The 24,588-nt window shown below is 66.6% G+C and carries 18 protein-coding genes; 11 read left to right on the top strand and 7 right to left on the bottom strand.

The features are described from left to right. The first annotated feature begins 135 nt into the window (after nt 1-135). From JFY56_RS21940 to JFY56_RS21950, 3 genes are read left to right on the top strand one after another with little or no spacing between them, the layout of a single operon-like run. Nucleotides 136-1,599 (top strand): amidase, encoded by a 1,464-nt coding sequence (locus tag JFY56_RS21940; protein WP_208316275.1) that lies wholly within the window; start codon nt 136-138, stop codon nt 1,597-1,599. A 35-nt stretch (nt 1,600-1,634) separates the two neighbouring features. Beyond that, nucleotides 1,635-2,954 (top strand): malonyl-CoA decarboxylase, encoded by a 1,320-nt coding sequence (locus JFY56_RS21945; protein ID WP_208316276.1) that lies wholly within the window; start codon nt 1,635-1,637, stop codon nt 2,952-2,954. Between the two features lie 9 nt (nt 2,955-2,963). After that, nucleotides 2,964-4,490: a malonate--CoA ligase gene (locus JFY56_RS21950; RefSeq protein WP_208316277.1), complete on the top strand. Its 1,527-nt coding sequence runs from the start codon at nt 2,964-2,966 to the stop codon at nt 4,488-4,490. A 152-nt stretch (nt 4,491-4,642) separates the two neighbouring features. On the opposite strand, the gene JFY56_RS21955 is transcribed toward JFY56_RS21950, so the two are convergent. Both JFY56_RS21955 and JFY56_RS21960 read right to left on the bottom strand, forming a co-directional pair. Next, nucleotides 4,643-5,296, bottom strand: a complete 654-nt coding sequence (locus tag JFY56_RS21955; RefSeq protein ID WP_236033003.1) for a serine protease — start codon at nt 5,294-5,296, stop codon at nt 4,643-4,645. A 275-nt stretch (nt 5,297-5,571) separates the two neighbouring features. Further along, the gene (locus tag JFY56_RS21960) at nt 5,572-6,549 is read right to left on the bottom strand and encodes an NADPH:quinone oxidoreductase family protein (RefSeq protein ID WP_208316278.1); all 978 of its coding nucleotides are present in this window, start codon (nt 6,547-6,549) and stop codon (nt 5,572-5,574) included. A gap of 146 nt (nt 6,550-6,695) precedes the next feature. Here JFY56_RS21960 and JFY56_RS21965 point away from each other — a divergent pair, with 146 nt between their 5' ends. The 4 genes from JFY56_RS21965 (at nt 6,696) to JFY56_RS21980 (ending at nt 12,251) form a co-directional block, all read left to right on the top strand. Further along, nucleotides 6,696-7,103 carry a flagellar basal body-associated protein FliL gene (locus tag JFY56_RS21965; protein ID WP_208316279.1) on the top strand — a complete coding sequence of 136 codons (408 nt, stop codon included), beginning with the start codon at nt 6,696-6,698 and terminating at the stop codon, nt 7,101-7,103. Nucleotides 7,104-7,323: 220 nt separating this feature from the next. Next, complete coding sequence (locus JFY56_RS21970) at nt 7,324-8,397, top strand: HlyD family secretion protein (RefSeq protein ID WP_208316280.1); 1,074 nt, start codon at nt 7,324-7,326, stop codon at nt 8,395-8,397. Continuing rightward, nucleotides 8,394-11,123 carry a ribosome-associated ATPase/putative transporter RbbA gene (gene rbbA / locus JFY56_RS21975; RefSeq protein ID WP_208316281.1) on the top strand — a complete coding sequence of 910 codons (2,730 nt, stop codon included), beginning with the start codon at nt 8,394-8,396 and terminating at the stop codon, nt 11,121-11,123. Before JFY56_RS21970 ends, rbbA begins: the two co-directional genes overlap by 4 nt. A 3-nt stretch (nt 11,124-11,126) precedes the next feature. Further along, a complete protein-coding gene (locus JFY56_RS21980) occupies nt 11,127-12,251 on the top strand; it encodes an ABC transporter permease (RefSeq protein WP_208316282.1) in 1,125 nt (374 codons plus the stop codon). Between the two features lie 258 nt (nt 12,252-12,509). On the opposite strand, the gene JFY56_RS21985 is transcribed toward JFY56_RS21980, so the two are convergent. Further along, entirely contained in the window at nt 12,510-13,397 is an 888-nt protein-coding gene (locus JFY56_RS21985) for an acyltransferase (RefSeq protein ID WP_208316283.1), read from the bottom strand. Nucleotides 13,398-13,523: 126 nt separating this feature from the next. On the opposite strand from JFY56_RS21985, the gene rloA2 reads away from it, so the two are divergent. The 4 genes from rloA2 (at nt 13,524) to creD (ending at nt 17,723) form a co-directional block, all read left to right on the top strand. Beyond that, nucleotides 13,524-14,042 (top strand): retropepsin-like aspartic peptidase RloA2, encoded by a 519-nt coding sequence (gene rloA2 / locus JFY56_RS21990; protein ID WP_208316284.1) that lies wholly within the window; start codon nt 13,524-13,526, stop codon nt 14,040-14,042. A gap of 17 nt (nt 14,043-14,059) precedes the next feature. Further along, nucleotides 14,060-14,743, top strand: coding sequence for a two-component system response regulator CreB (creB, locus tag JFY56_RS21995; protein ID WP_208316285.1), 684 nt, complete (start codon nt 14,060-14,062; stop codon nt 14,741-14,743). Further along, the gene (gene creC / locus JFY56_RS22000) at nt 14,743-16,152 is read left to right on the top strand and encodes a two-component system sensor histidine kinase CreC (protein ID WP_208316286.1); all 1,410 of its coding nucleotides are present in this window, start codon (nt 14,743-14,745) and stop codon (nt 16,150-16,152) included. The genes creB and creC overlap by 1 nt, the downstream gene beginning before the upstream one ends. A 191-nt stretch (nt 16,153-16,343) precedes the next feature. Continuing rightward, nucleotides 16,344-17,723, top strand: coding sequence for a cell envelope integrity protein CreD (gene creD / locus JFY56_RS22005; protein ID WP_208316287.1), 1,380 nt, complete (start codon nt 16,344-16,346; stop codon nt 17,721-17,723). Nucleotides 17,724-17,949: 226 nt separating this feature from the next. On the opposite strand, the gene JFY56_RS22010 is transcribed toward creD, so the two are convergent. The 4 genes from JFY56_RS22010 to JFY56_RS22025 form a co-directional block, all read right to left on the bottom strand. Continuing rightward, nucleotides 17,950-20,361, bottom strand: a complete 2,412-nt coding sequence (locus tag JFY56_RS22010; protein ID WP_208316288.1) for a TonB-dependent siderophore receptor — start codon at nt 20,359-20,361, stop codon at nt 17,950-17,952. A gap of 178 nt (nt 20,362-20,539) precedes the next feature. Then, nucleotides 20,540-21,499, bottom strand: coding sequence for a FecR domain-containing protein (locus tag JFY56_RS22015; protein ID WP_208316289.1), 960 nt, complete (start codon nt 21,497-21,499; stop codon nt 20,540-20,542). Beyond that, nucleotides 21,496-22,011 carry an RNA polymerase sigma factor gene (locus tag JFY56_RS22020; protein WP_236033005.1) on the bottom strand — a complete coding sequence of 172 codons (516 nt, stop codon included), beginning with the start codon at nt 22,009-22,011 and terminating at the stop codon, nt 21,496-21,498. Before JFY56_RS22020 ends, JFY56_RS22015 begins: the two co-directional genes overlap by 4 nt. 350 nt (nt 22,012-22,361) lie before the next feature. Continuing rightward, a complete protein-coding gene (locus JFY56_RS22025) occupies nt 22,362-24,539 on the bottom strand; it encodes a malate synthase G (RefSeq protein ID WP_208316291.1) in 2,178 nt (725 codons plus the stop codon). Between the last annotated feature and the right edge of the window lie 49 nt (nt 24,540-24,588).

Consider the following 24,588-nt stretch of genomic DNA (forward strand, 5'->3'; position numbering starts at 1 on the left):
CGCGTCCGCGGGGGTGACGGATGACCGTGGGGCGGACCGGCATCGCGCCGGTCGGCACGACCCCGTTCGCCCGTCTTTCCGCCTTTCCCGTCGTCCCGCGAACCCGATCAACAAGCCGTTTCAAGGCAACGTCGTATGAGCCAGAACAACAACATCAGCGAACTCGTCCAGCTACAGGCCCACGAACTGGCCGGACTCATTCGCCAGCGCGAGGTGTCCTGCCACGAAGTGATGGTGGACTATCTCGGGCATATCGAGCGCTTCAATCCGGCGGTCAACGCCATCGTCAGCCAGCAGCCGACGGAGCAACTGCTGGCCGAGGCCGATGCGCGCGACGCCGAACTGGCGCGCGGCGAGTACCGCGGCTGGATGCATGGCCTGCCCCATGCGGTGAAGGACCTCTCGCTGACCCGCGGCATTCGCACCACCCTGGGCTCGCCGTTGTACCGCGACTACCTGCCCGAGCGTGACGGCATCATGGTCGAGCGTCTTCGCGCGGCCGGCGCGGTGCTGATCGGCAAGACCAATACCCCGGAGTTCGGCCTCGGCTCGCAGAGCTACAACCCGGTCTTCGGCGCCACCGGTTGCGCCTACGACCCGGGCAGGACCGCCGGCGGCAGCAGCGGCGGGGCGGCCGCGGCGGTGGCCCTGCAACTGGTGCCGGTGGCCGACGGCAGCGACATGATGGGCTCGCTGCGCAACCCGGCGGCCTTCAACAACATCATCGGCTTCCGTCCTTCGCAGGGCCGGGTGCCGTTCGACGACAGCGCCGACCTGTTCATCGACCAGCTCGGCTACGAAGGGCCGATGGGCCGCAGCGTGCGCGATGTCGCCCTGCTGCTGTCGGTACAGGCCGGCGGTGACAGCCGCGCGCCGCTGTCCATTCCCGAGTCGGGGGCTGCCTTCGCCGGTCCGCTGGAGTGCGATCTCAAGGGCGCGCGGCTCGGCTGGCTGGGTGATTTCAATGGCTACCTGCCGATGCAGAGCGGCGTGCTCGAACTGTGCCGCCGTGCCTTCGCCGACTTCGAGGCGATCGGCTGCACGGTGGAAGAAGCCGACTCCGGCTTCTCCCCGGAACGGCTCTGGGAATGCTGGCGCACCCTGCGTCACTGGATGGTCGCCGGTTCCCTCGGCGAGCTCTACGCCGATCCGCAGAAACGCGCCCAGCTCAAGCCGGAAGCCTGCTGGGAGGTGGAAAACGGCCTGCGCCTGTCGGCGGTGGATGTCTACCGCGCCTCGGTGGCGCGCAGCGACTGGTACCGTGCGATCAGCAAGCTGTTCGAACGCTACGACTACCTGCTGCTGCCCAGCGCGCAGGTGTTCCCGTTCGACAAGAACCTGGAATGGCCGAAGGAAATCGAAGGCGTGGCGATGGACACCTACCACCGCTGGATGGAGGTGGTGATCCCCGGCACCCTGTCCGGTTGCCCGGTGGCCAACGTCCCGGTCGGCTTCAATGAACAGGGTCTGCCCATGGGCCTGCAGATCATCGGCCGGCACCACGCCGACCTGGCGGTCCTGCAACTGGCGCATGCCTACGAGCAGGCCAGCCGCTGGTACCAGCGCTGCCCGCCGCCATTGCTCCGCTCGGAGCGGTAACGGCGGCACTTCGAACGCAGAACGAGGGGGAAACGATGAACGTCAGCTTCTTCCAGGAACTCTTGCAGAGCATCAGCGAACGTGGCCGGCAACTGCTGGAATCGCGCGAGCCAGCGCCGATCAGTGCGGCGACGCTGGTCGAGGCCAGCCGCCGGCTGCTGTCGGGGCATGGCGAGGCGTCCGGCGTGGCCCTGGCGCGGCAGGTGCTGTGCAGTTATCGCGACTGTCCGCCGGAGCAGCAGAAGGTGTTCTTCGATGGGCTGCTGAAGGAGTTCGCGCCACCCCACGACGCGCTGGCCGAGGCCTGCCGGCGCTATCTGGAAAACCCCGGTGCGGAGCAGGTGAGTGCGCTGTTCCGCGCCTGCGAGCCGCCGCGCCAGGAGCTGTTCCGGCGCCTCAACCAGGCGCCCGGCGGCACCGCCGAGCTGATCGCCATGCGCCGCCTGCTGCTCCAGCAGCTCAAGGCCAAACCCGAGCTGATCGCGGTCGACCAGGACCTGCAGCATCTGCTGACCTCGTGGTTCAACCGCGGCTTCCTGGTGCTGCGGCGGATCGACTGGTCGACCCCGGCGTCGATCCTGGAAAAGATCATCCGCTACGAGGCGGTACACGAAATCAGGGATTGGGACGACCTGCGCAGCCGCCTGCAACCGGCGGACCGGCGCTGTTTCGCCTTCTTCCATCCGGCGCTGGCCGAAGAGCCGCTGATCTTCGTCGAAGTGGCGCTGACCCGCAGCATGCCCGGCGCCATCGACGAGATACTCGAACAGCGCCCCGACGGCGTGGCGGCCGAGGAGCCGGATACCGCCGTGTTCTATTCCATCAGCAACTGCCAGGAAGGATTGCGCGGGATTTCCTTCGGCAACTTCCTGATCAAGCAGGTGGTGGAAGAGCTGGCGCGGGAAGTCCCGAGCCTGAGGAACTTCGTCACCCTGTCGCCGGTACCCGGCTTTCGCCGCTGGCTGGACGGCCTCGACGGCGATGCGCGGCTCGCTCCCATCGCCGCCGACTGTCTCAAGGCGCTCAAGGGCGACAGCGCACCTCCGCCACGCCTGGAGCAACCGCTGCTGGCGCTGGCCGCCGAATACTTCCTCAACGCGAAGAACGCCGAAGGCCGCCCGCTCGATCCGGTGGCGCGCTTCCACCTCGGCAACGGTGCGCGCCTGGAGCGCCTGAACTGGCGCGGCGACCTGTCCCCCGGCGGGCTGCGCCAGGCCGCCGGATTGATGGTGAATTACCGCTACGAACTGCGCCAGATCGAGAAAAACCACGAAGCCTATGCCAACCAGGGCACCGTCATGGCCTCGCCCGAGGTCAAGCGTCACGCCACCCTGCTGCGCAAGGCCAACAGCTAGGAACCGAGCATGAACCAGAGTCTTTTCGCCGCCATCGGCGCGCATCTGCCGAGCGATCTGCAGAAACCTTTCATCCGCACGCCCGACGGCGGCGGCTACAGCTATGCCGACATGCTGCGCAGCACCGCGCAGTTCGCCCATGCCCTGGTCGAACTCGGCGTGCAGCCGGGCGACCGGGTTGCGGTGCAGGTGGACAAGAGTCCCGAGGCGATCATGCTCTACCTCGCCACCCTGCGGGTCGGCGGCGTCTACCTGCCGCTCAACAGCGGCTACACCGCCGACGAGCTGCGCTACTTCCTCGGCGATGCGCAGCCGACGCTGTTCGTCTGCGCGCCGGCTTTCGAGGCCGAGGCCCGGCAACTGGCCGGGGAGTGCGCCGTGGCTCAACTGGCGACTCTTGGCAGCCATGGCGAAGGCAGCCTGATGACGCGGGTGGACGGCCAGCCAGGGAACTTCGCCGATGTGCCGCGCAGTGCCGACGATCTCGCGGCGATCCTCTACACCTCCGGCACCACCGGGCGCTCCAAGGGCGCGATGATCAGCCACGGCAATCTGGTCTCCAACGCCCGCGCGCTGGTGCAGGCCTGGCAGCTGTCGGCGGACGACTGGCTGCTCCATGCGCTGCCGATCTTCCACATCCACGGCCTGTTCGTGGCCTGCAACAGCCTGCTGCTGGCGGGCGGCTCGATGCTGTTCCTGGAGAAGTTCGACGCCGCGGAAGTCCTGCGCCTGCTGCCCCAGGTCAATCTGCTGATGGGCGTGCCGACCTTCTACACCCGCCTGCTCGATCAGCCGGAGCTGAATCACGCGGCGGTCGCGCACATGCGCCTGTTCGTATCCGGCTCCGCGCCGCTCACCGCGGAAACCCACAGGGCGTTCCGCGAGCGCACCGGGCAGGCGATCCTCGAACGCTACGGCATGACCGAAACCGGCATGAATACCTCCAACCCGCTCGACGGCGAGCGCATCGCGGGCACCGTCGGCTTCCCGCTGCCGGGCGTCGAGCTGCGCATCACCGATCCGGGCGTGGCCGAGCCGACTGTCCTGCCGCAGGGCGAGCCGGGGATGATCGAGGTGCGTGGACCGAACGTATTCCAGGGCTACTGGCGGATGCCGGAAAAGACCGCCGAGGAACTGCGTGCCGACGGCTACTTCATGACCGGCGACATCGGCTTCATCGACGAGCGGGGCTATGTGCAGATCGTCGGGCGCAGCAAGGACATGATCATCAGCGGCGGCTACAACGTGTATCCGAAGGAGCTGGAGCAGATCATCGATACCTTGCCGGGCGTGGCCGAGTCGGCGGTGATCGGCGTGCCGCACCCGGACTTCGGCGAAGGCGTGACGGCGGTGGTGGTCGCCACCCCCGGCGCCGTGGTGCAGGAAGCGGAGATCGTCGCCGGCCTCGACGGCAGGCTGGCGCGCTACAAGCAGCCCAAGCGGGTGCTGGTGGTCGACGCGCTGCCGCGCAATGTGATGGGCAAGGTGCAGAAGAACCAGTTGCGCGATCGCTTCAAGGATCTCTATCGATCCTGATCGGGACGATATGTTCCGGATGCATTGATTGCCGATTCGGAGTCTTGGGGAAGTTTCAGGAAAGTGCAATTTCCGGTTTGTGGATAATTGCACTTTCTCTGATTCTGTTAAATTTCTGAAACGCCGTCGGATAACTATTAAAGTGTTTTGTGTTATTTGGCGGCTATTCTTTGACGCTCGTCTGGGGAAAGTCTGGCGTCAAGCAAGTTCCACTCTCTCTGGATAATTGCGAAGGGGACGAAGACGCTGATTCTTTTCGCTCCCTTGGCGCCAGGGCTGTCTATATTGTTCAAAAGTGTCGAGTAGATCCCAATATTGATTCCGACGATCTGGCCGTCGCTGCCAATCACCGGTCCGCCGGACATGCCTTCCACCAGCGGCGCGTCATGGATGGCGTAGTAATCGCCGCTGTTTTCGTCGGTATTGACGAAGGGCGCCGGGTAGACCTTGCCCTGTCCGGTGACGCCCAGCAGATAGGGGCTGGCGCCGGCCGCGGTGATGTTCTCGCCGACGCGCGGGGCGCGCCAGAGCGGGACCTTGCAGTCGCAGCGATGGCGGATGAAGACCAGGTCGCAGCCGGTACTGCAGGTATGCGCCTTGCCGGAAACCAGCGGAATGTGCCGCACGGTGACGGCGTATTCCTCGTTCCACTGCACCGCCGAGGCCATGTACAGGAACGGCAGCGGGAATCCGGAAAATACCCGGAAATAATGCGGCTCGCCGGTGCCGTCCATATCCGGACGAACCAGGCCATTGCATCCTGCGCAAACAGCGCCGGACAAGAAAACGGCCATGACCTTGAACATGTTCAGTCACCGACAGTTCAATTGATTGAAGGGCCGCATTGGAGTTGATGCGGGAAACGCCGAAATATATTCGGCGGAGTTTTTTGTAATGTATGGACGACGCAGAGAAGTTCGTTTGATCAAATTCTGCTAATCGATATTGCCTTTCGCTTCAAGAGCGAAAGTTGCACCGGATGAGTGCAAAAAAGCAGGGGCGGGAAATAAGGAAGGGGTATTTCGGATCTGTAATAGTGCCGTAACAACAAGGGGAGACTGGCGCCTCCCCTTGCAGTGTTTCAGCGTACCTTGACCACCACCTTGCCGACCGCCTTGCGCTGGCCGAGGTGGTTGATCGCCTCGCCGGCCTTTTCCAGCGGCCAGGTCTGCGAGATCAGCGGTTTCAGCTTGCCCTCGGCGTACCAGCGGAACAGTTGCTGGAAGTTCGCCACGTTGTCCTGCGGCTGCTGCTGGGCGAAGGCGCCCCAGAACACCCCGACCAGCGAGGCGCCCTTGAGCAGGGCGAGGTTGACCGGCAGCGAGGGGATGCTGCCGCTGGCGAAGCCGATCACCAGCATGCGGCCGTTCCAGGCGATGGAGCGGAAGGCTTCCTCGAACAGCGGGCCGCCGACCGGATCGTAGATCACGTCGACGCCCTTGCCGCCCGTGGCTTCCTTCAGCTTGTCCTTCAGACTGCCTTCGCTGTAGTTGATCAGCACGTCGGCGCCGGCAGCCCGGGCCACTTCCAGCTTGGCTTCGCTGCTCGCCGCAGCGATCACCCGCGCGCCCATCGCCTTGCCGATCTCCACCGCCGCCAGGCCGACGCCGCCCGATGCGCCGAGCACCAGCAGGGTTTCGCCCGGCTGCAGGTTGCCGCGCTGCTTCAGCGCATGCATCGAGGTGCCGTAGGTCATGCTGAAGGCGGCGGCGCTGGTGAAGTCCATGCCGTCCGGGATCGGCAGCGCCTTGAAATGCTCCACCGCGACCTGCTCGGCGAAGCTGCCCCAGCCGGTCAGCGCCATCACCCGGTCGCCCGGCTTCAGGTGCTTCACCTTGTCGCCTACCGCGGCGACCACGCCCGCCGCTTCGCCGCCCGGGGAGAAGGGGAAGGGCGGCTTGAACTGGTACTTGCCCTCGATGATCAGGGTGTCGGGGAAGTTGACCCCGGCGGCATGCACATCGATGAGGATTTCGTTGCTCTTCGGCTCGGGACTGGCGACTTCTTCGAGAACCAGGTTTTCGGCGGGGCCGAAGGCTTTGCACAGCACGGCTTTCATCGGCGAGGCTCCTTGTTGGAATCCTGCCAGTGTAGGAACCCACGGCCGTCGGGCAATCAGAATCGTCAGCGGTTATACCGCCGCATAGCTTGGGCGACGGCGAAGGACTGGATATGCTTGCCGGCAACCTTTGCGGAGTGCCTGCCTTGAGAACCATCCTCGCCCTGCTGTTGGCCCTGTCGTCCAGCCCGTTCGTTGCCGCCTCGGAGAAACCGGCCGCGGACGAGGCGAACAAGCCGGCCTTCGTCTCGATCACCCCGGCCCTGGTGGGCAACTACGGCAACGGTCCGCGACTGAAGTACTACAAGGCAGATATCGCCCTGAAGGTGACCGGCACCGAGGCGGCGGACAAGGTCGAGCAGCACGAACCGCTGATCCGCAACCAGTTGATCATGCTGTTCGCCCAGCAGACCGACGAAACCCTGGGCAACCTCGAAGGCAAGGAAAAGCTGCGCCAGGAGGCGCTCAAACAGGTGCGCGCGGCGATCAATGCGGAAGAGGGCAAGCCGCTGGTGGACGACCTATTGTTCACCAACCTGATCATTCAGCCGTGAGGCCCGTAGGTTGGCGCTGAGCGCAGCGAAGCCCAACATGGGCCCGGCATTGGCACGTTGGGCTTCGCAAGCTCAGCGCCAACCTACGTATCGCCACGTTCCGATATGGATGTACGACGTTTCCCTGATCGGGTGACATGAATCAAGCCCGATTTTCTGCCCAGCAACGAAGCTCTCCAGTTCAACGGTCGTAATGGCCGCAGACGATAAGGGAGGATCGATGACCGGAAACTCCAGACGCTGGCTGTTCCGCGGAATGATCGCCGTGGCGCTCGCGGTGGCCGCTGCACTGGCCTGGCAGACCCTCAAACCCGACGGGCTCGGCGACGGCTTCGCCAGCGGCAACGGGCGCATCGAAGCCACCGAGGTGGACGTCGCGACCAAGCTGCCCGGGCGGGTGGCGGAAATCCTGGTGGACGAAGGCGACTTCGTGAAGATCGGCCAGGTCGTCGCGCGCATGGATACCCAGGTGCTCCAGGCGCAACTGGCGCAGGCCGAAGCGCAGGCGCGCCAGGCGCAGAACGCCAAGCTCACCGCCACCGCCCTGGTGGCGCAGCGGGAAAGCGAGCAGGCCACCGCCAGCGCGGTGGTCAACCAGCGCCAGGCGGAACTGACCGCCGCGCAGAAGCGTTTCGCCCGTACCGAAGCGCTGGTCAGGCGCAACGCCCTGCCGCAACAGCAACTCGACGACGACCGCGCGGTGCTGCAGAGCGCCCAGGCGGCGCTGGCCGCGTCGCGTTCGCAGGTGCTCTCTGCGCAGGCCGGCATCGAGGCGGCGCGCTCCCAGGTGATCGAGGCGCAGTCGGCCATCGAGGCCGCCGATGCCAGCGTCGCGAGGCTGCAGGCGGATATCGACGACAGCCTGCTCAAGGCGCCGCGCAACGGCCGCGTGCAGTACCGCGTGGCGCAGCCCGGCGAGGTGCTGGCGGCGGGCGGCAAGCTGCTCAACATGGTCGACCTGAGCGACGTCTACATGACCTTCTTCCTCCCGGCGCCGCAGGCCGGATTGCTGCAGCTGGGGCAGGAAGTTCGGCTGGTGATCGACGCGGCGCCGCAGTACGTGATTCCGGCGAAGCTGTCGTATGTCGCCAGCGTCGCGCAGTTCACCCCAAAGACCGTGGAAACCGCCAGCGAGCGCGAAAAGCTGATGTTCCGGGTCAAGGCGCGCATCGATCCGGAACTGCTGCGCAAGCACATCACCTACGTGAAGACCGGCGTGCCGGGGATGGCCTACCTGCGCCTCGATCCCCAGGCCGAGTGGCCGGCGGACCTGCAGATCAGGGTTCCTGAATGAACGGCGGGGCGGACAGCGTGGCGCGCCTGTCCGGGGTGTCGCTGCGCTACGGCGCGACGCGTGCGGTCGACGAGGTCAGCCTGGAGATTCCGGCCAACCGCATGGTCGGCCTGATCGGCCCGGACGGCGTCGGCAAGTCCAGCCTGCTGGCGCTGATCGCCGGCGCGCGGAAGATGCAGGACGGCGAGATCGCCGTGCTCGGCGGCGACATGCGCAGCCGGAAGCATCGCCGCACGGTCTGCCCGCGCATCGCCTACATGCCGCAGGGGCTGGGCAAGAACCTCTATCCGACGCTGTCGGTGTTCGAGAACGTCGATTTCTTCGGCCGCCTGTTCGGCCACGAGAAGGCCGAGCGCGAGCGGCGCATCGCCGACCTGCTGCGCAGCACCGGGCTGGCGCCGTTCGCCGACCGCCCGGCGGGCAAGCTCTCCGGCGGCATGAAGCAGAAGCTCGGGCTGTGCTGCGCGCTGATCCACGATCCCGACCTGCTGATCCTCGACGAGCCGACCACCGGCGTCGATCCGCTGTCGCGCAACCAGTTCTGGGAGCTGATCGAGCGCATCCGCGCCGACCACCAGGGCATGAGCGTGCTGGTGGCGACTGCCTACATGGAGGAGGCCGAGCGCTTCGACTGGCTGGTGGCGATGGACGAGGGCCGGGTGCTGGCCACCGGCACGCCCGCCGAGCTGCGCGAGCGCACCGGCAAGCCGTCGCTGGAGGCCGCCTTCATCGCCCTGCTGCCGGAGCGCAAGCGCCATGGCCACCACGAGCTGCGGATTCCGCCGCGCAGGCAGTTCGACGGCATCGCCATCGAGGCCCACGACCTGACCTGCCGCTTCGGCGATTTCGTCGCGGTGGATCACGTCAGCTTCCGCATCGAGCGCGGGGAAATCTTCGGCTTCCTCGGCTCCAACGGCTGCGGCAAGTCCACCACCATGAAGATGCTCACCGGCCTGCTGCCGGCCAGCGAGGGCAACTGCGCGCTGTTCGGCCAGGCGGTGGATGCGAAGGACATGGAGACGCGCCGGCGGGTCGGCTACATGTCGCAGTCGTTCTCGCTGTACAGCGAGCTGACCGTATTGCAGAACCTCGAACTGCACGCGCGGCTGTTCCACCTGCCGGCGGAAAGCATCGATCCGCGGGTGGCGGAAATGCTCCAGCGTTTCGACCTCGAAGCGGTGCGCGACGAACTGCCGGGCCGCCTGCCGCTGGGCATTCGCCAGCGCCTGTCGCTGGCGGTGGCGGTCATCCACAAGCCGGAAATCCTCATCCTCGACGAACCGACCTCGGGCGTCGACCCGGTGGCCCGCGACGGCTTCTGGGAGCTGATGGTCGAGCTGTCGCGCAACGACGGCGTGACCATCTTCATCTCCACCCACTTCATGAACGAGGCGCAGCGCTGCGACCGCATCTCGCTGATGCACGCCGGCCGCGTGCTGGCCAGCGGCACGCCGGACGAGCTGACCGAGCAGCGCGGCCTGGGCAGCCTGGAGGCGACCTTCATCGCCTACCTGGAGGAAGCGGCCGGCACCGGCGAACCGGTGGAAACGCCGCCGCCAATGGAAAGCGCCGACAGTGCGCCGCATCGCCAGCGCAGGTCGCGCTTCAGCCTGCTGCGCCTGCTCAGCTATGCGCGGCGCGAGACCATGGAGCTGCGCCGCGATCCGATCCGCCTGACCCTGGCGCTGCTCGGCACGGTGATGCTGATGTTCATCATCGGCTACGGCATCAACATGGATGTCGAGGACCTGTCCTACGCCGTGCTCGACCGCGACCAGACCACCACCAGCGAGGCCTACGCGCTGAACCTCGCCGGCTCGCGCTACTTCATCGAGCACGCGCCGATCCACGACTACTCGGAACTCGACCGGCGCATGCGCAGCGGCGAGCTGAGCCTGGCCATCGAGATTCCGCCGGGCTTCGGCCGCGACCTCAAGCGCGGCGCCGCCCCGGCCATCGGCGCCTGGGTCGACGGCGCCATGCCGACCCGCGCCAACACCGTGCTCGGCTATGTGCAGGGCATCCACAACCAGTACCTCGCCGACCTCGCGCGGCAATCGGCCATGGACGCCCCGGGCGCGCCATCGACCATCGAGCTGCGCTACCGCTACAACCCCGACGTGGAGAGCATCAAGGCGATGGTGCCGGCGGTGATTCCGCTGCTGCTGATCATGATCCCGGCGATGCTCACCGCCCTCGGCGTGGTGCGCGAGAAGGAGCTGGGCTCGATCACCAACCTCTACGTCACGCCGGTCACGCGCCTGGAGTTCCTGCTCGGCAAGCAGTTGCCCTACATCGCCATGGGCATGGTCAACTTCCTGCTGATGGTGGCGCTGGCGGTGCTGATGTTCGGCGTGCCGCTCAAGGGCAGCTTCCTCGCGCTGCTGATCGGCGCGCTGCTCTACGTGACATGCAGCACCGGCCTCGGCCTGGTGCTGTCGACCTTCATGCGCAGCCAGATCGCCGCGGTGTTCGGCGTGGCCATCGCCACCATGATCCCGGCGGTGCAGTTCTCCGGCTTCATCCACCCGGTTTCCTCGCTGGAAGGGGTGGGCCTGTGGATCGGCAAGGTCTACCCGGCGTCACACTTCCTGGTGATCAGCCGCGGGACCTTTTCCAAGGCGCTGGGCTTCCCGGACCTGTGGAGCTACTACCTGCCGCTGCTGATCGCCATCCCGCTGCTGACCGCGCTCAGCGTGCGTTTCCTGAAGAAGCAGGAGGACTGAGCCGTGCGCCGCCTGCTGAACGTGTTCCACCTCGGCATCAAGGAATTCCGCAGCCTCGGCCGCGACTACGCGATGCTGGCGCTGATCGCCTGGGCCTTCACCCTCGGCGTCTACAGTTCCGCCACCGGCCTGCCGGAAACCCTGCACCACGCGCCCATCGCGGTGGTCGACGAGGACCAGTCGCAGCTGTCCTCGCGCATCGTCAACGCCTTCCAGCCGCCGTACTTCCGCCTGCCGGCGATGATCGACCCGGCGCAGATGGATCGCGGCCTGGATACCGGGCTGTACACCTTCACCCTGGACATTCCGCCGGACTTCCAGCGCGACGTGCTGGCCGGGCGGCAGCCGGCGATCCAGGTCAACGTCGATGCCACGCAGACGGCGCAGGCGTTCTCCGGCGCCGGTTACATCCAGAACATCGTCGCCACCGAGGTGCGCGAGTTCGTCAGCCGCTACCGCGAGGCGCCGGCGATGCCGGTCGGGCTGGACGTGCGCATGCAGTTCAACCCGAACCTGACCCAGTCGTGGTTCGGCGCGGTGGTGGAGGTGATCAACCAGATCACCATGCTGTCGATCATCCTCACCGGCGCCGCGCTGATCCGCGAGCGCGAACACGGTACCGTCGAGCACCTGCTGGTGATGCCGCTGTCGGCGCTGGAGATCATGCTGGCCAAGGTCTGGTCGATGGGCGTGGTGGTGCTGGGCGCGGCGGCGCTGTCGCTGACCGTGGTGGTGCAGGGCTGGCTGGCGGTGCCGCTGGGCGGCTCGCTGGCGCTGTTCCTGCTCGGCGCGGCGCTGAACCTGTTCGCCACCACCTCCATCGGCATCTTCCTCGGCACCGTGGCGCGCTCGATGCCGCAACTCGGCCTGCTGACCATCCTGGTGCTGCTGCCGCTGCAGATCCTCTCCGGCGGCACCACGCCGCGCGAGAGCATGCCGGAACTGGTGCAGCAGATCATGCTGGCGGCGCCGACCACCCACTTCGTCAGCCTGGCCCAGGCGATCCTCTATCGCGGCGCGGGACTCGCCATCGTCTGGCCGCAGTTTCTGGCGATCATCGCCATCGGCTCGGCGTTCTTCGCCGGCGCCCTGTGGCGCTTCCGCCGGACCATCGGCCAGATGGCATGAGCGGCTTCTCGTAGGTTGGGCTGAGGCACGAAGCCCAACGATGGCCGGGCGCTGCACCGTTGGGCTTCGCTGCGCTCAGCGCCAACCTACGGTTATCGCCATCGGCTCGGCGTTCTTCGCCGGCGCCCTGTGGCGCTTCCGCCGGACCATCGGGCAGATGGCCTGAGCGGCTTTTCGTAGGTTGGGCTGAGGCACGAAGCCCAACGATGGCCGGGCGCTGCACCGTTGGGCTTCGCTGCGCTCAGCGCCAACCTGCGGTTACAGCTCCTTGCGGAGTTGGTCGATGCGGTCGTCCTTCTCCGTCCACAGGCGCGATACCCAATCCTGCACCTGCTGGCGGAATTGCCCGTCGTTCTCGTAGTCGCCCTGCCACAGCGCCGGGTCGATGGCGTGGGTGCGGATATCCACGATCACATGGGGAACCTTGCCGCTGAGCAGGTCCCAGAAGCCCGGCGCGCGGCCCTGCGGGTAGACCACGGTGACATCCAGCATGGCGTCGAGCTGTTCGCCGAGGGCGCCGAGGACGAAGGCCACGCCGCCGGCCTTCGGCTTGAGCAGGTTGCGGTACGGCGACTGCTGGCGGGCGTGCTTGGCCGGGGTGAAGCGGGTGCCTTCGAGGTAGTTCACCACCGTCACCGGCATGCGCTTGAACTTCTCGCAGGCGGCCTTGGTGATTTCCAGGTCCTTGCCCTTCAGGTGCGGGTTCTTCTCCAGGAAGTCCCTGGCGTAGCGCTTCATGAACGGGTAGTCCAGCGCCCAGAAGGCCAGGCCGAGCAGGGGCACCCAGATCAGCTCCTTCTTCAGGAAGAACTTGAAGTACGGCGCCTTGCGGTTGAACGCCTGCACCAGCGCCGGGATATCGACCCAGGACTGGTGGTTGCTCACCACCAGGTAGGACGTATCGCCGCGCAGGTCGCCGGCGCCGCGGATGTCCCAGTGCGTCGGGGTGAGCAGGGCGAAGATGGCCTTGCAGAGTTCCGCCCAGGTCTCGGCGACCCACATCACGCCCCGCGAACACGCATCCTTCAGCGCCTGGCCGGGCAGCACCAGCTTGAGCAGGGCGATCAGCAGCAGCGGGCCGATCAGGATCAGGGTGTTGAGCAGCAACAGAAGGCTGGCGAAGACGCCTGTCAGCAGTGCCTGCATGGCGGTCCGGTTCCTTGTGCGGAGTGACGCGGGCCATGATACGCAGGCCGCCATGGCTTCCCAAGCTGGCGAACCGTTTGCCGGCGTGTTAGTCCTATGGGGATTGCCCGCCTCTGGAGAACCCGCGTGAAGCGCGCCCTCGCCCTGTTGACCCTGATCGCCCTGCCAGCCCTTGCCGCCGAGCCGCACCTCTACGGACGCTACGAATGGGTCGGCCTGCCGGACCTCGACCGCACCCTGCAGGCGAAGATGGATACCGGTGCCTACACCTCTTCGCTGTCGGCTCGGGACATCGAGATATTCCAGCGCAACGGCGAGGACTGGGTGCGTTTCCGCCTGGCCACCAAGGAAGCCGACAACTCGGTGTACGAGCACAAGCTGGCGCGCATCTCGAAGATCAAGAACCGCGCCGACGGCCGCGACGAGGAGGAGGAAGAGGAGGACAACCGCCTCAGCGAGCGCCCGGTGATCGAGCTGCCGGTTTGCCTGGGCGACGACCAGCGGACCATCGAGGTCAACCTCACCGACCGCAGCAACTTCAACTACCCGTTCCTGATGGGCGCCAAGGGCCTGCGCAAGTTCCACGTCGCGGTCGACCCGCGCGAGCGCTTCGCCGCCGGCAAGCCGAACTGCTCGGCCGACTGATATTCAGGGAGCAGGGAATGCCACATATCCTGATCGTCGAAGACGAAGCCGCCATCGCCGACACGCTGCTCTACGCGCTGCAGGCGGAGGGCTTCGCCGCCACCTGGCTGACCCTGGCCGGCGAGGCTCTGGAACGCTTGCAGCGCGAGGCGTTCGACCTGGTCATCCTCGACGTCGGCCTGCCGGACATCAGCGGCTTCGAGGCCTGCAAGCGGCTGCGGCGCTTCTCCGAGGTGCCGGTGATCTTCCTCACCGCGCGCAACGCCGAGATCGACCGCGTGGTCGGCCTGGAGATCGGCGCCGACGACTACGTGGTCAAGCCGTTCAGCCCGCGCGAAGTGGCGGCGCGGGTCAAAGTCATCCTCAAGCGAGTCGCGCCCCGCGAGGCCGCGCCGATGCAGTCCGGCGGGTCGTTCGAGGTGGACGGCGAGCGCATGCGCATCGCCTATCGCGGCCAGCCGCTGAGTCTGACCCGCCATGAGTTCCGCCTGCTGCAGACGCTGCTCGGCCAGCCGGAGCGGGTGTTCAGCCGCGAGCAGTTGCTCGATGCGCTGGGCGTCTCCAGCGAGGCGGGCTACGAGCGCAACATCGACAGCCACATCAAGAGCCTGCGCGCCAAGCTGCGCCAGGTCGCCGCCGACGCCGAGCCGATCCAGACCCACCGCGGCCTCGGCTACAGCTACGCGCCGGGCCAGAGCTGATGCCGCTCGGCGTCCGCATCTTCCTGGTCTACTTCCTGTTCGTCGGGCTGACCGGCTATTTCGTGCTCAGCACGGTGATGGACGAAATCCGCCCCGGCGTGCGCCAGTCCACCGAGGAAACCCTGGTGGACACCGCCAACCTGCTGGCGGAAATCCTCCGCGACGACCTGAAGCGCGGCACCCTGGCCCAGAGCCAACTGCCCGAGCTGTTGCAGGCCTACGGCAAGCGCAGCCCGCAGGCGGATATCTGGGGCGTGCGCAAGACCGAGGTGAACCACCGCATCTACGTCACCGACGCGCGCGGCATCGTCCTGCTCGACTCCAGCGGCGCGGCGGTGGGGCAGGATTATTCGCGCTGGAACGACGTCCATCTGACCCTGCGCGGCAAGTACGGCGCGCGCTCGACCCGCGAGTCGGCGGACGACCCGGATTCCTCGGTGATGTACGTCGCGGCGCCGATCAGGGATGGCGAGCGGATCATCGGCGTGGTCTCGGTTTCCAAACCCAACCGCACCCTGCAACCCTACATCGACCGCTCGCAGCGCCGGCTGGCCTGGCTCGGTGCCGGGCTGATCGGCCTCGGCCTGCTGGTCGGTGGATTGCTGTCGTGGTGGCTGAGTGGCGCGCTGCGGCGACTGACCCGCTACGCCCAGGCGGTCAGCGAGGGCCGGCGTGCCGAGCTGCCGCGCTACCGTGGCGGCGAGCTGGCTCAACTGGCCGAAGCGGTGGAACGCATGCGTGTGCAGCTGGAGGGCAGGGAGTATGTCGAGCGCTACGTGCATAGCCTGACCCATGAACTGAAGAGTCCGCTGGCGGCCATTCGCGGCGCCGCCGAACTGCTCGAAGGCGAGATGCCGGCGCAGCAGCGGGCGCGCTTCGTCGGCAATATCGCCGGGGAGAGCGAGCGCCTGCAGCAGGTGATCGAACGGCTGCTCAGCCTGGCCCAGGTGGAGCAACGGCAGGGGCTGGAGGAGCGTGTTGCGGTGCCGTTGCGCGAGCTGGTCGAGGAACTGTTGCAGGCACGCATCCGCACCGATGTGAAGATCGAGAACCTGCTGGGCGCCGATGCGGTGGTCATGGGCGAGCGCTTCCTGCTGCGCCAGGCGCTGGCCAACCTGCTGGACAACGCCCTGGACTTCACCCCGGCGGGCGGGACGATCCGCTTCAGCGCCGAACGCGAGGACGGCAACTGGCGGCTGGCGCTGTTCAACCAGGGCGAACCGATCCCCGACTACGCCCTGCCACGCCTGACCGAACGCTTCTACTCCCTGCCGCGCCCGGGCAGCGGGCGCAAGAGCACCGGGCTTGGGCTGAACTTCGTCGCCGAAATCGCCGCGCTGCACGGCGGCGAGCTGTGGGTGGGGAATGTCGAAGGTGGCGTCGAAGCGCGGTTGACCCTGCCGGCGTAGGTTGGTGCTGAGCGCAGCGAAGCCCAACATCTGTCGGGCGTGGCACCGTTGGGCTTCGCAAGCTCAGCACCAACCTACGGGATCCGAGTAGTGCCCGGGGCAATCTCCACACAATCTCCATATTTCCACCCCGGTGGCTCCATCCGCGCCGCCGAGACTCTCCGCATTCCAACCCGACGGAGAGACTCCCGATGAACCGCACCCTGGCCATCAAGCTCGGCGCCATTGCCGGCCTGATCCTGCTTTTGCTGATCCCCCTGCTGATGATCGACGGCCTGATCGGCGAGCGGCAGGCCTATCGCGATGGCGTGCTGCAGGACATCGCCCGCAGCTCCAGCTACGCCCAGCAGATCACCGGGCCGCTGGTGGTGGTGCCCTATAGCCGCACCGTCCGCGAGTGGCATGTCGACAAGGAAACCAAGAAGCGCACGCTGGAAGAACGCGAATACCGTGGCCGCCTGTATTTCCTCCCGGAAACCTTCGAGCTCGACGGGCAGATGCGTACCGAGCTGCGCCATCGCGGCATCTACGAGGCGCGCCTGTACCACGCCGATTCGCGCATCAGCGGGCACTTCCTGCTGCCGGCGAATTACGGCATCGACGAGAACCTGGCCGACTACCGTTTCGAGCAGCCGTTCCTGACGGTGGGCATCAGCGACGTGCGCGGCATCGAGAACGCCCTCAAGCTGCGCCTGAACGGCCAGCAGCTGGACTTCCAGCCGGGCAGCCAGGAAAGCATGCTTGGCAACGGCGTGCATGCGCCGCTCACCGGCGTGAACGGCAGTGCGCAGCAGCGCCTGGACTACGCCTTCGACCTGGCCCTGCTCGGCAGCTCGCGGCTGGACATCACGCCGATCGGGCGCGACAGCCAGGTCAGCCTGAAGTCCGACTGGCCGCACCCGAGCTTCGGCGGCGAGTTCCTGCCCACCGAGCGTACGGTGAACAACGACGGCTTCAGCGCGCGCTGGCGCAGCAGCTTCTTCGCCACCAACCTGGAAGAGAAAGTGCAGGCCTGCGCCGCCCGCAGCGGATGCGACTTGAGCGCGAGCAGCTTCGGCGTCGGCCTGGTCGATCCGGTGGACCAGTACCTGAAGGCCGACCGGGCGATCAAGTACGCGCTGCTGTTCATCGTCCTCACCTTCGCCGGCTTCTTCCTCTTCGAGGTGCTGGCGCGGCTGGCGGTGCACCCGATCCAGTACGCCCTGGTCGGCATGGCGCTGGCGCTGTTCTATTTGCTGCTGCTGTCGCTCAGCGAGCACCTCGGCTTCGAGCTGGCCTACCTGATTTCCGCCAGCGCCTGCGTCGCGCTGATCGGCTTCTACCTCTGCCATGTGCTGCGCAGTCTGGCGCGGGGGTGTGGTTTCAGCCTCGGCCTGGCGGCGCTCTACGGGATGCTCTACGGCCTGCTGCGCGCCGAGGACTATGCGCTGCTGATGGGCTCGCTGCTGCTGTTCGGCGTGCTCGCCGGAGTGATGGTGCTGACCCGCAAGCTGGACTGGTACGGCATCGGCAAGCCGCGCGGCAAGGACGAACTGCAATGGTCGCTGGACGAGGTGGAGGTGCAGAAGTGAGCGCCTGGCACGGACTGCGCGAGGAACGCGAGCAGGGCGCGCGCTTGGCACGGCACATCGCCCTGCTGTTCCACTGGCCGCCCGGCCCCGTACCTGCCCGGGCATGTAGGGCGGGTGCAACCCGCCAATCCCGCAATCAGGACAATCGGCGGGTTTTACCCGCCCTACGCCGGGACGATTTCGACAGCTGAAAACAACCGGGGCCGCATCTGCGGCCCCGTTCGTATCACCACTTGTAGTCGACGCTGGCGACGACGTTGCGGCGGTCGCCGTAGTAGCAGTAGAAGCCGTCGCAGGTGGAGATGAACTCCTTGTCGAACACGTTGTTCGCGTTCACTGCCACGCTCAGGCCCTGCAGGGAGCTGTCCAGGCGACCGAGGTCGTAATGCACGGCGGCGTCGTAGACGGTGTAGGAGTCGGTATCGCCGTCAGACTTGTCGCGCACGAAGGCCATGCTGCCAATGGCGATGTTCTCGGTCTCGCCGACGTAGCGCGCGCCGAAGCCGATGCCGAAGCCGTCCAGCAGGCCGGTGTGCCAGGTGTAGTCGGCCCACAGGGACGCCTGGTTTTCCGGGGTCAGCGGCAGCGGGCGGTTCTTGTCCGCTTCCTGGGCGACCTTGGTCATCTTGCTGTTGGCGTAGGTGTAGGCGGCGGTCACCTTGAGGTTCTCGGTCACGTCACCCACGGCTTCCAGCTCGAAGCCCTTCACTTCTGCCTCGCCCACCGGACGGCTGATGAAGTCGCTGCCGGTGAGAACGATGTTCTCGCGCTTCAGGTCGTACACGGCGGCGCTGAGCAGGATGTTCTGGCCCGGCGGCTCGTACTTGATGCCCAGTTCGTACTGCTTGCCGGTGCTCGGTTCGAAGATCTCGCCGCCGCTGCCGCCCGGCTCGGGCTGGAACGACTCGGCATAGGAGACGTAGGGTGCCACGCCGTTGTCGAACACGTAGCTGAGCGCCGCATTGCCGCTGAACTGCATGTCGCGGCGGGTGTCGGTGGCGCCGCCGACGTTGTAGAACTTGGTGCCGGTGTGAACCCAGTCCTCGCGGCCGCCCAGGGTCAGGCGCCAGTTGTCCAGGGCCATCTGGTCCTGCACGTAGAGGCCGGTGTCGCGCATCTTCTGGTTGTAGTCGTTGATCGCGAAGTAGCTGACGTTGCTGAAGTCCTGGCCGTAGATCGGGTTGACGATGTTGCTGGTCGGCGCGGCGCCGAACAGCCAGTTGAAGTTGGTGTTGGCGCGCTGGTGGTCGAGGCCGAGCAGCAGGGTGTGCTTGACCGCGCCGGTGGCGAAGTCGGCCTGGAAGTTGTTGTCCACGGCGAACTGGCTGATGTCCTCGTTGACCACGTTGGCGCCGCGGTCGAGGGTGCCGTCGTCGGCCACCGCGAAGGCGTTGCCGCCGGCGGTGATGCCCTGGAACGACAGGTCGCTCTTGGTGTAGCGCAGGTTCTGGCGGAACTGCCAGACATCGTTGATGCGATGCTCGAAGGCGTAACCCAGGGCGTAGTAGGTCTTGTCGTAGAACTCCCAGTCCGGGTCGCCCAGGTTCTCGTGGAATTTCACTTCGCCGGCCGGGGTCGGCAGCTTGGTGCCCTGCAGCGGCAGGAACTGGCTGGTGATGCCGGTGTCGTCGCGGTTGTACTGCGAGAGGAAGGTCAGGCGGGTGTCTTCGTCGAAGTTCCAGGTGACGCTCGGCGCGATGTTGTAGCGCTTGTTGTCGATGTGGTCGATCTGGGTGTTGCTGTCGCGCACCAGGCCGCTGACGCGATAGAGCATCTTGCCGTTGTCGTCGATCTTGCCGGTGCTGTCGAAGGCGATCTGCTTGTGCTCGTAGCTGCCGACCTGGCCCAGCACTTCATGGCTGCTCTCTTCCTGCGGACGGCGGCTGACCATGTCCAGCATGCCGCCGGGCGGGGTCTGGCCGTAGATCGAGGAAGCCGGGCCGCGCAGCAGGGCGACTCGCTCCAGGTCCCAGGTTTCCAGCTTGGGCATGGTGTAGGCGCCCTTCGGCAGCGGCAGGCCGTCGAGGAACTGGGTCGGCTCGAAGCCGCGCACCTTCAGCCACTCGGCGCGGGTGTCGCTGCCGTAGCTGCTGGCGATCACGCCGGGCATGTAGCGCACGGCGTCGTCGAGGTTCTGCACGTTGCGGTCCTGCATCTGCTCGCGGGTGGCGATGGAGACCGAGCGCGGGGTTTCCAGCAACGGGGTGTCGGTCTTGGTGCCGACCATGGTGCGGTTGGCGAGATAGCCCTGCACCGGGCCTTGCGGGTCTTCCTGGGCGCCGCTGACGGTGGTGGCCGACATCGACAGGGTGTCCTGCGGAACGGGGCGCAGGCTGAAGCTGCCCGAGTCGCTCTGTACCAGTTCCAGGCCGCTGCCCTGCAGCGCCTGTTGCAGCGCGCCGACGGCATCGTAGCGGCCTTCCACGGCGCGCGCGCTGCGGCCGGCGGCGAGGGCCGGGTCGAGGCTCAGGCTCAGGCCACCTTCGGCGGCGATGCGGTTCAGCGTGCTGGCCAGCGGGCCGGCGGGTACGTGGTATTCGCGGATGCTGTCATCGGCGAAGGCGCCGCTCAGCGGCGTGGCGAGGAGGATGGCGGCGGCCAGCAGATGCGGACGGAAGGCCAGGGCAGGGCGGGGCATTGGTAACTACTCCTGAATGGAAACGAATCTCAATGCCTCCTTGCCGGATGAGATTGGAAAAGTGATAGGGGGGAGTGAAAAAAAGTTTTCGCGACTCCCGAGTAGGTTGGCGCTGAGCCTGCGAAGCCCAACATCGCCATCGTTGGGCTTCACTGCGTTCAGCGCCAACCTACGGATGTCAACCGCGCGGCACCACCTCGACCCACCAGTCGTTATGGCGCTCGATGCGCACCGGCAGCGTCGGCTCCAGCGACTTCAGCGCGAGGTCGATATTGCGCAGCGGGAAGCTACCGGTGATGCGCAGGTCGGCCACCGCCGGGGCGACGCCCAGGTAGCCGGGTTGGTATTCGCCGAGCCGCTCGATCAGCTCGCCCAGGCGCACGTTCTCCACCACCAGCATGCCGTGGGTCCAGGCGTCGGCGGTGGCGCTGTTGGCTTCCAGCGGGCCCAGCCCGTCGCGGCGCACCAGCACGTGCTGGCCCTGCTTGATCACCTGCTCGTCGGGTCGCAGTTCCGGGCGCGCGGCGACGGCCGACTGCAACACGCTGAGCAGCGTGCCGTGGTCCTCGCGCTCCACCAGGAAGCGCGTGCCGAGGGCGCGCAGGTGGCCGTCGCGGGTTTCGACGATGAATGGGCGGGCGTCGCCGTGGGCGGTCTGCACCATGATCTCGCCGCTGAGCAGGACGACCCGCCGCTGCCCGGCGTCGAAGCGGATGTCCACGGCGGTGCGGCTGTTCAACTGCAGCAGGGTGTTGTCCGGCAGGCGCATTTCGCGCAGCTCGCCGGTATGCGTGACGACATCGGCCAGCGCATAGCGCACCGGCAGATAGCGGTTGCCGAGGGTCAGCGCCAGCGCGCCGGCGACCAGCAGCGACAGCCCGGTGCCGGCCAGCCGGCGCAGCTTGCGCCGCGATTCGCCGGGCGAGCGCAGCAGGGCACTGCGCGCCGCCGGTGTGCTGGCGGCCGACAGGTTGCGGTCGAGCATGCCGAGCTGGCTCCAGGCGCGCGCGTGTTCGCTGTGCGCGGCGTGCCAGCGGGCGAAGGCGGCCTCGTCTTCGGCCTGCGCCTCGCCCGAGCCCAGGCGCAGTTGCCAGGCGATGGCCTCGTCGAGGACGCGCAGCGGGACCGGGCCGTTCATGTCGGCTCTCCGTACAGCGCGCAGTAGCACTGGCGCAGGCCCTGGGCGATGTACTGGCGCACGCGCGGCACCGAGACGCCGAGGCGTTCGGCGATTTCCGCATGGCCGAGGCCGTCCAGGCGGTTGAGCAGGAAGGCGCTGCGCGCGCGGACGGAAAGCTTGCCGAGCAGACGGTCGATCTCGCGCAGGTCGGCGAGGATCAGGTATTGCTCTTCCGCCGACGGCTGGGCGTGTTCGGGGAGTTGTTGCAGTTCTTCCAGATAGGCCTGTTCCAGGGCGGTGCGACGCCAGTGGTCGACCAGCAGGCCCTTGGCGATGGTGAGGAGGAAGGCGCGCGGCTCCTTCAGCGACGGCAGTTCGCGACGGCCGAGGACGCGGACGAAGGTGTCCTGGCCGAGGTCTTCGGCGCGTTGCCGACAGCCGGTGCTGCGATTGAGCCAGCCGACCAGCCATTCGCGGTGGTCGCGGTACAGAGCGCCGACGAGTTCGCCATTGCCAGTCTGGACTGCCAACGCCTCTTGCTCCCCCATCCCAAACGGGACGAATCAACAAACGATAATGATTCGCAAATGATCGCAAAGTGCGATTGCGACTGCAATCGGCGCCTGTCGGTTTTTTGTACGGTTGTCCCGCTTGCTCGGGGGCCGCTTCCTGATTTATTGAAAATGCCCCTGTGCCGTGATCGATGATGGTGCGCTTTTGTATACAGCCCTGCAGGTGGTTTGTTGCACACCTCCGTAGGTTGGCGCTGAACGCAGTGAAGCCCAACGTCTGGCACCTGTCGGGCTTCGCAAGCTCAGCGCCAACCTACGTGCATAAAAAAACCGCCCCGAAGGGCGGTTTTTCGTGTCGCAGGTGCGAATCAGAGGCCGTTCTTCGCCTTGAACTCGCGGCGGCGACGGTGCAGGACCGGTTCGGTGTAGCCGTTCGGCTGCCTGGTGCCTTCGACTACCAGTTCCAGCGCGGCCTGGAATGCCACGTTGTCGTCGAAGTTCGGCGCCAGCGGGCGGTACAGCGGGTCGCTGGCGTTCTGGCGGTCAACCACCACAGCCATGCGCTTCAGGCTTTCGACTACCTGCTCCTGGGTGACCACGCCGTGGCGCAGCCAGTTGGCCAGCAGTTGGCTGGAGATGCGCAGGGTGGCGCGGTCTTCCATCAGGCCGACGTCGTTGATGTCCGGCACCTTGGAGCAGCCGACGCCCTGGTCGATCCAGCGCACGACGTAGCCGAGGATGCCCTGGCTGTTGTTGTCCAGCTCGTTGGCGATCTCTTCCGCGGTCCAGTTGGTGTTCGGCGCCAGCGGAATGGTCAGGATGTCGTCCACCGACGCCGGGGCGCGCTTGGCCAGTTCGGCCTGGCGGGCGAATACGTCGACCTTGTGGTAGTGCATGGCGTGCAGGGTGGCGGCGGTCGGCGACGGAACCCAGGCGGTGTTGGCGCCGGCCAGCGGGTGGGCGATCTTCTGCTCGACCATTGCGGCCATCAGGTCCGGCATCGCCCACATGCCCTTGCCGATCTGCGCGCGGCCCTGCAGGCCGGTCGCCAGGCCGATGTCGACGTTGCTGTTCTCGTAGGCGCCGATCCACTTCTCGGTCTTCATGGCGCCCTTGCGTACCATGGCGCCGGCTTCCATGGAGGTGTGGATCTCGTCACCGGTGCGGTCGAGGAAGCCGGTATTGATGAACACCACGCGCTCGGCGGCGGCCTTGATGCAGGCCTTGAGGTTGACGGTGGTGCGGCGTTCCTCGTCCATGATGCCGACCTTCAGGGTGTTGCGCGGCAGGCCGAGGACGTCCTCGACGCGGCCGAACAGTTCGCAGGCGAAGGCGACTTCTTCCGGGCCGTGCATCTTCGGCTTGACGATGTACATGCTGCCGGTGCGGCTGTTCTTGCGGCTGCTGCTGCCGTTCAGGTTGTGGATGGCGATCAGGCCGGTGAACAGGCCGTCCTGGATGCCTTCCGGTACTTCGTTGCCGGCGGCGTCGAGGATCGCCGGGTTGGTCATCAGGTGGCCGACGTTGCGCACGAACAGCAGGGAGCGGCCGTGCAGGGTCAGCGCGGAGCCGTCGGCTTTGGTGTACTCGCGGTCCGGGTTCATGGTGCGGGTGAAGGTGCTGCCGCCCTTACTCACTTCCTCGGCGAGGTCGCCTTTCATCAGGCCCAGCCAGTTGCGGTAGACCACGACCTTGTCGTCGGCATCGACGGCGGCGACCGAGTCTTCGCAGTCCATGATGGTGGTCAGCGCGGACTCCATCAGCACGTCCTTCACGCCGGCGGCGTCGGTCTTGCCGATGTTGTGGTTCGGGTCGATCTGGATTTCGAAGTGCAGGCCGTTGTTCTTCAGCAGCACGGCGCTCGGCTTGGCCGCGTCACCCTGGAAGGCGACGAACTGGGCGGTGTTCTTCAGGCCGGTCTCGGAACCGTTGGCCAGGCGCACTACAAGATTTCCGCCAGCCACTACATAACCGGTGGCATCGGCGTGGGAGCCGCTTTCCAGCGGGGCGGCCTGGTCGAGGAAGGCGCGCGCGTAGGCGATGACCTTGTCGCCGCGGACCTTGTTGTAGCCCTTGCCCTTCTCGGCGCCCCCTTCTTCGCTGATCACGTCGGTGCCGTAGAGCGCGTCGTACAGCGAGCCCCAGCGGGCGTTGGAGGCGTTCAGGGCGAAGCGGGCGTTCATCACCGGCACCACCAACTGCGGGCCGGCCACGCGGGCGATCTCGTCGTCGACGTTCTCGGTGACGGCCTGGAAGTCGGCGGCTTCCGGCAGCAGGTAGCCGATTTCCTGGAGGAATGCCTTGTAGGCCACGGCATCGTGGGCCTGGCCGGCGCGGGCCTGGTGCCAGGCATCGATTTTCGCCTGGAGCTCATCGCGCTTGGCGAGCAGGGTTTTGTTCTTCGGCGCCAGGTCGTTGATCACGGCTTCCACACCGGCCCAGAACGTGTCGGCGGCAACGCCGGTCCCGGGGATGGCTTCGTTGTTCACGAAGTCGAACAGCACTTTGGCGACCTGCAGGCCACCGACTTGAACGCGCTCAGTCATTGCTTGCCTCACTCTGCTCAGAACCAGCTTTGGACTGCGGCAAAATCGC

It is taken from the genome of Pseudomonas schmalbachii (assembly GCF_017589465.1).
Lineage (GTDB): Bacteria > Pseudomonadota > Gammaproteobacteria > Pseudomonadales > Pseudomonadaceae > Pseudomonas > Pseudomonas schmalbachii.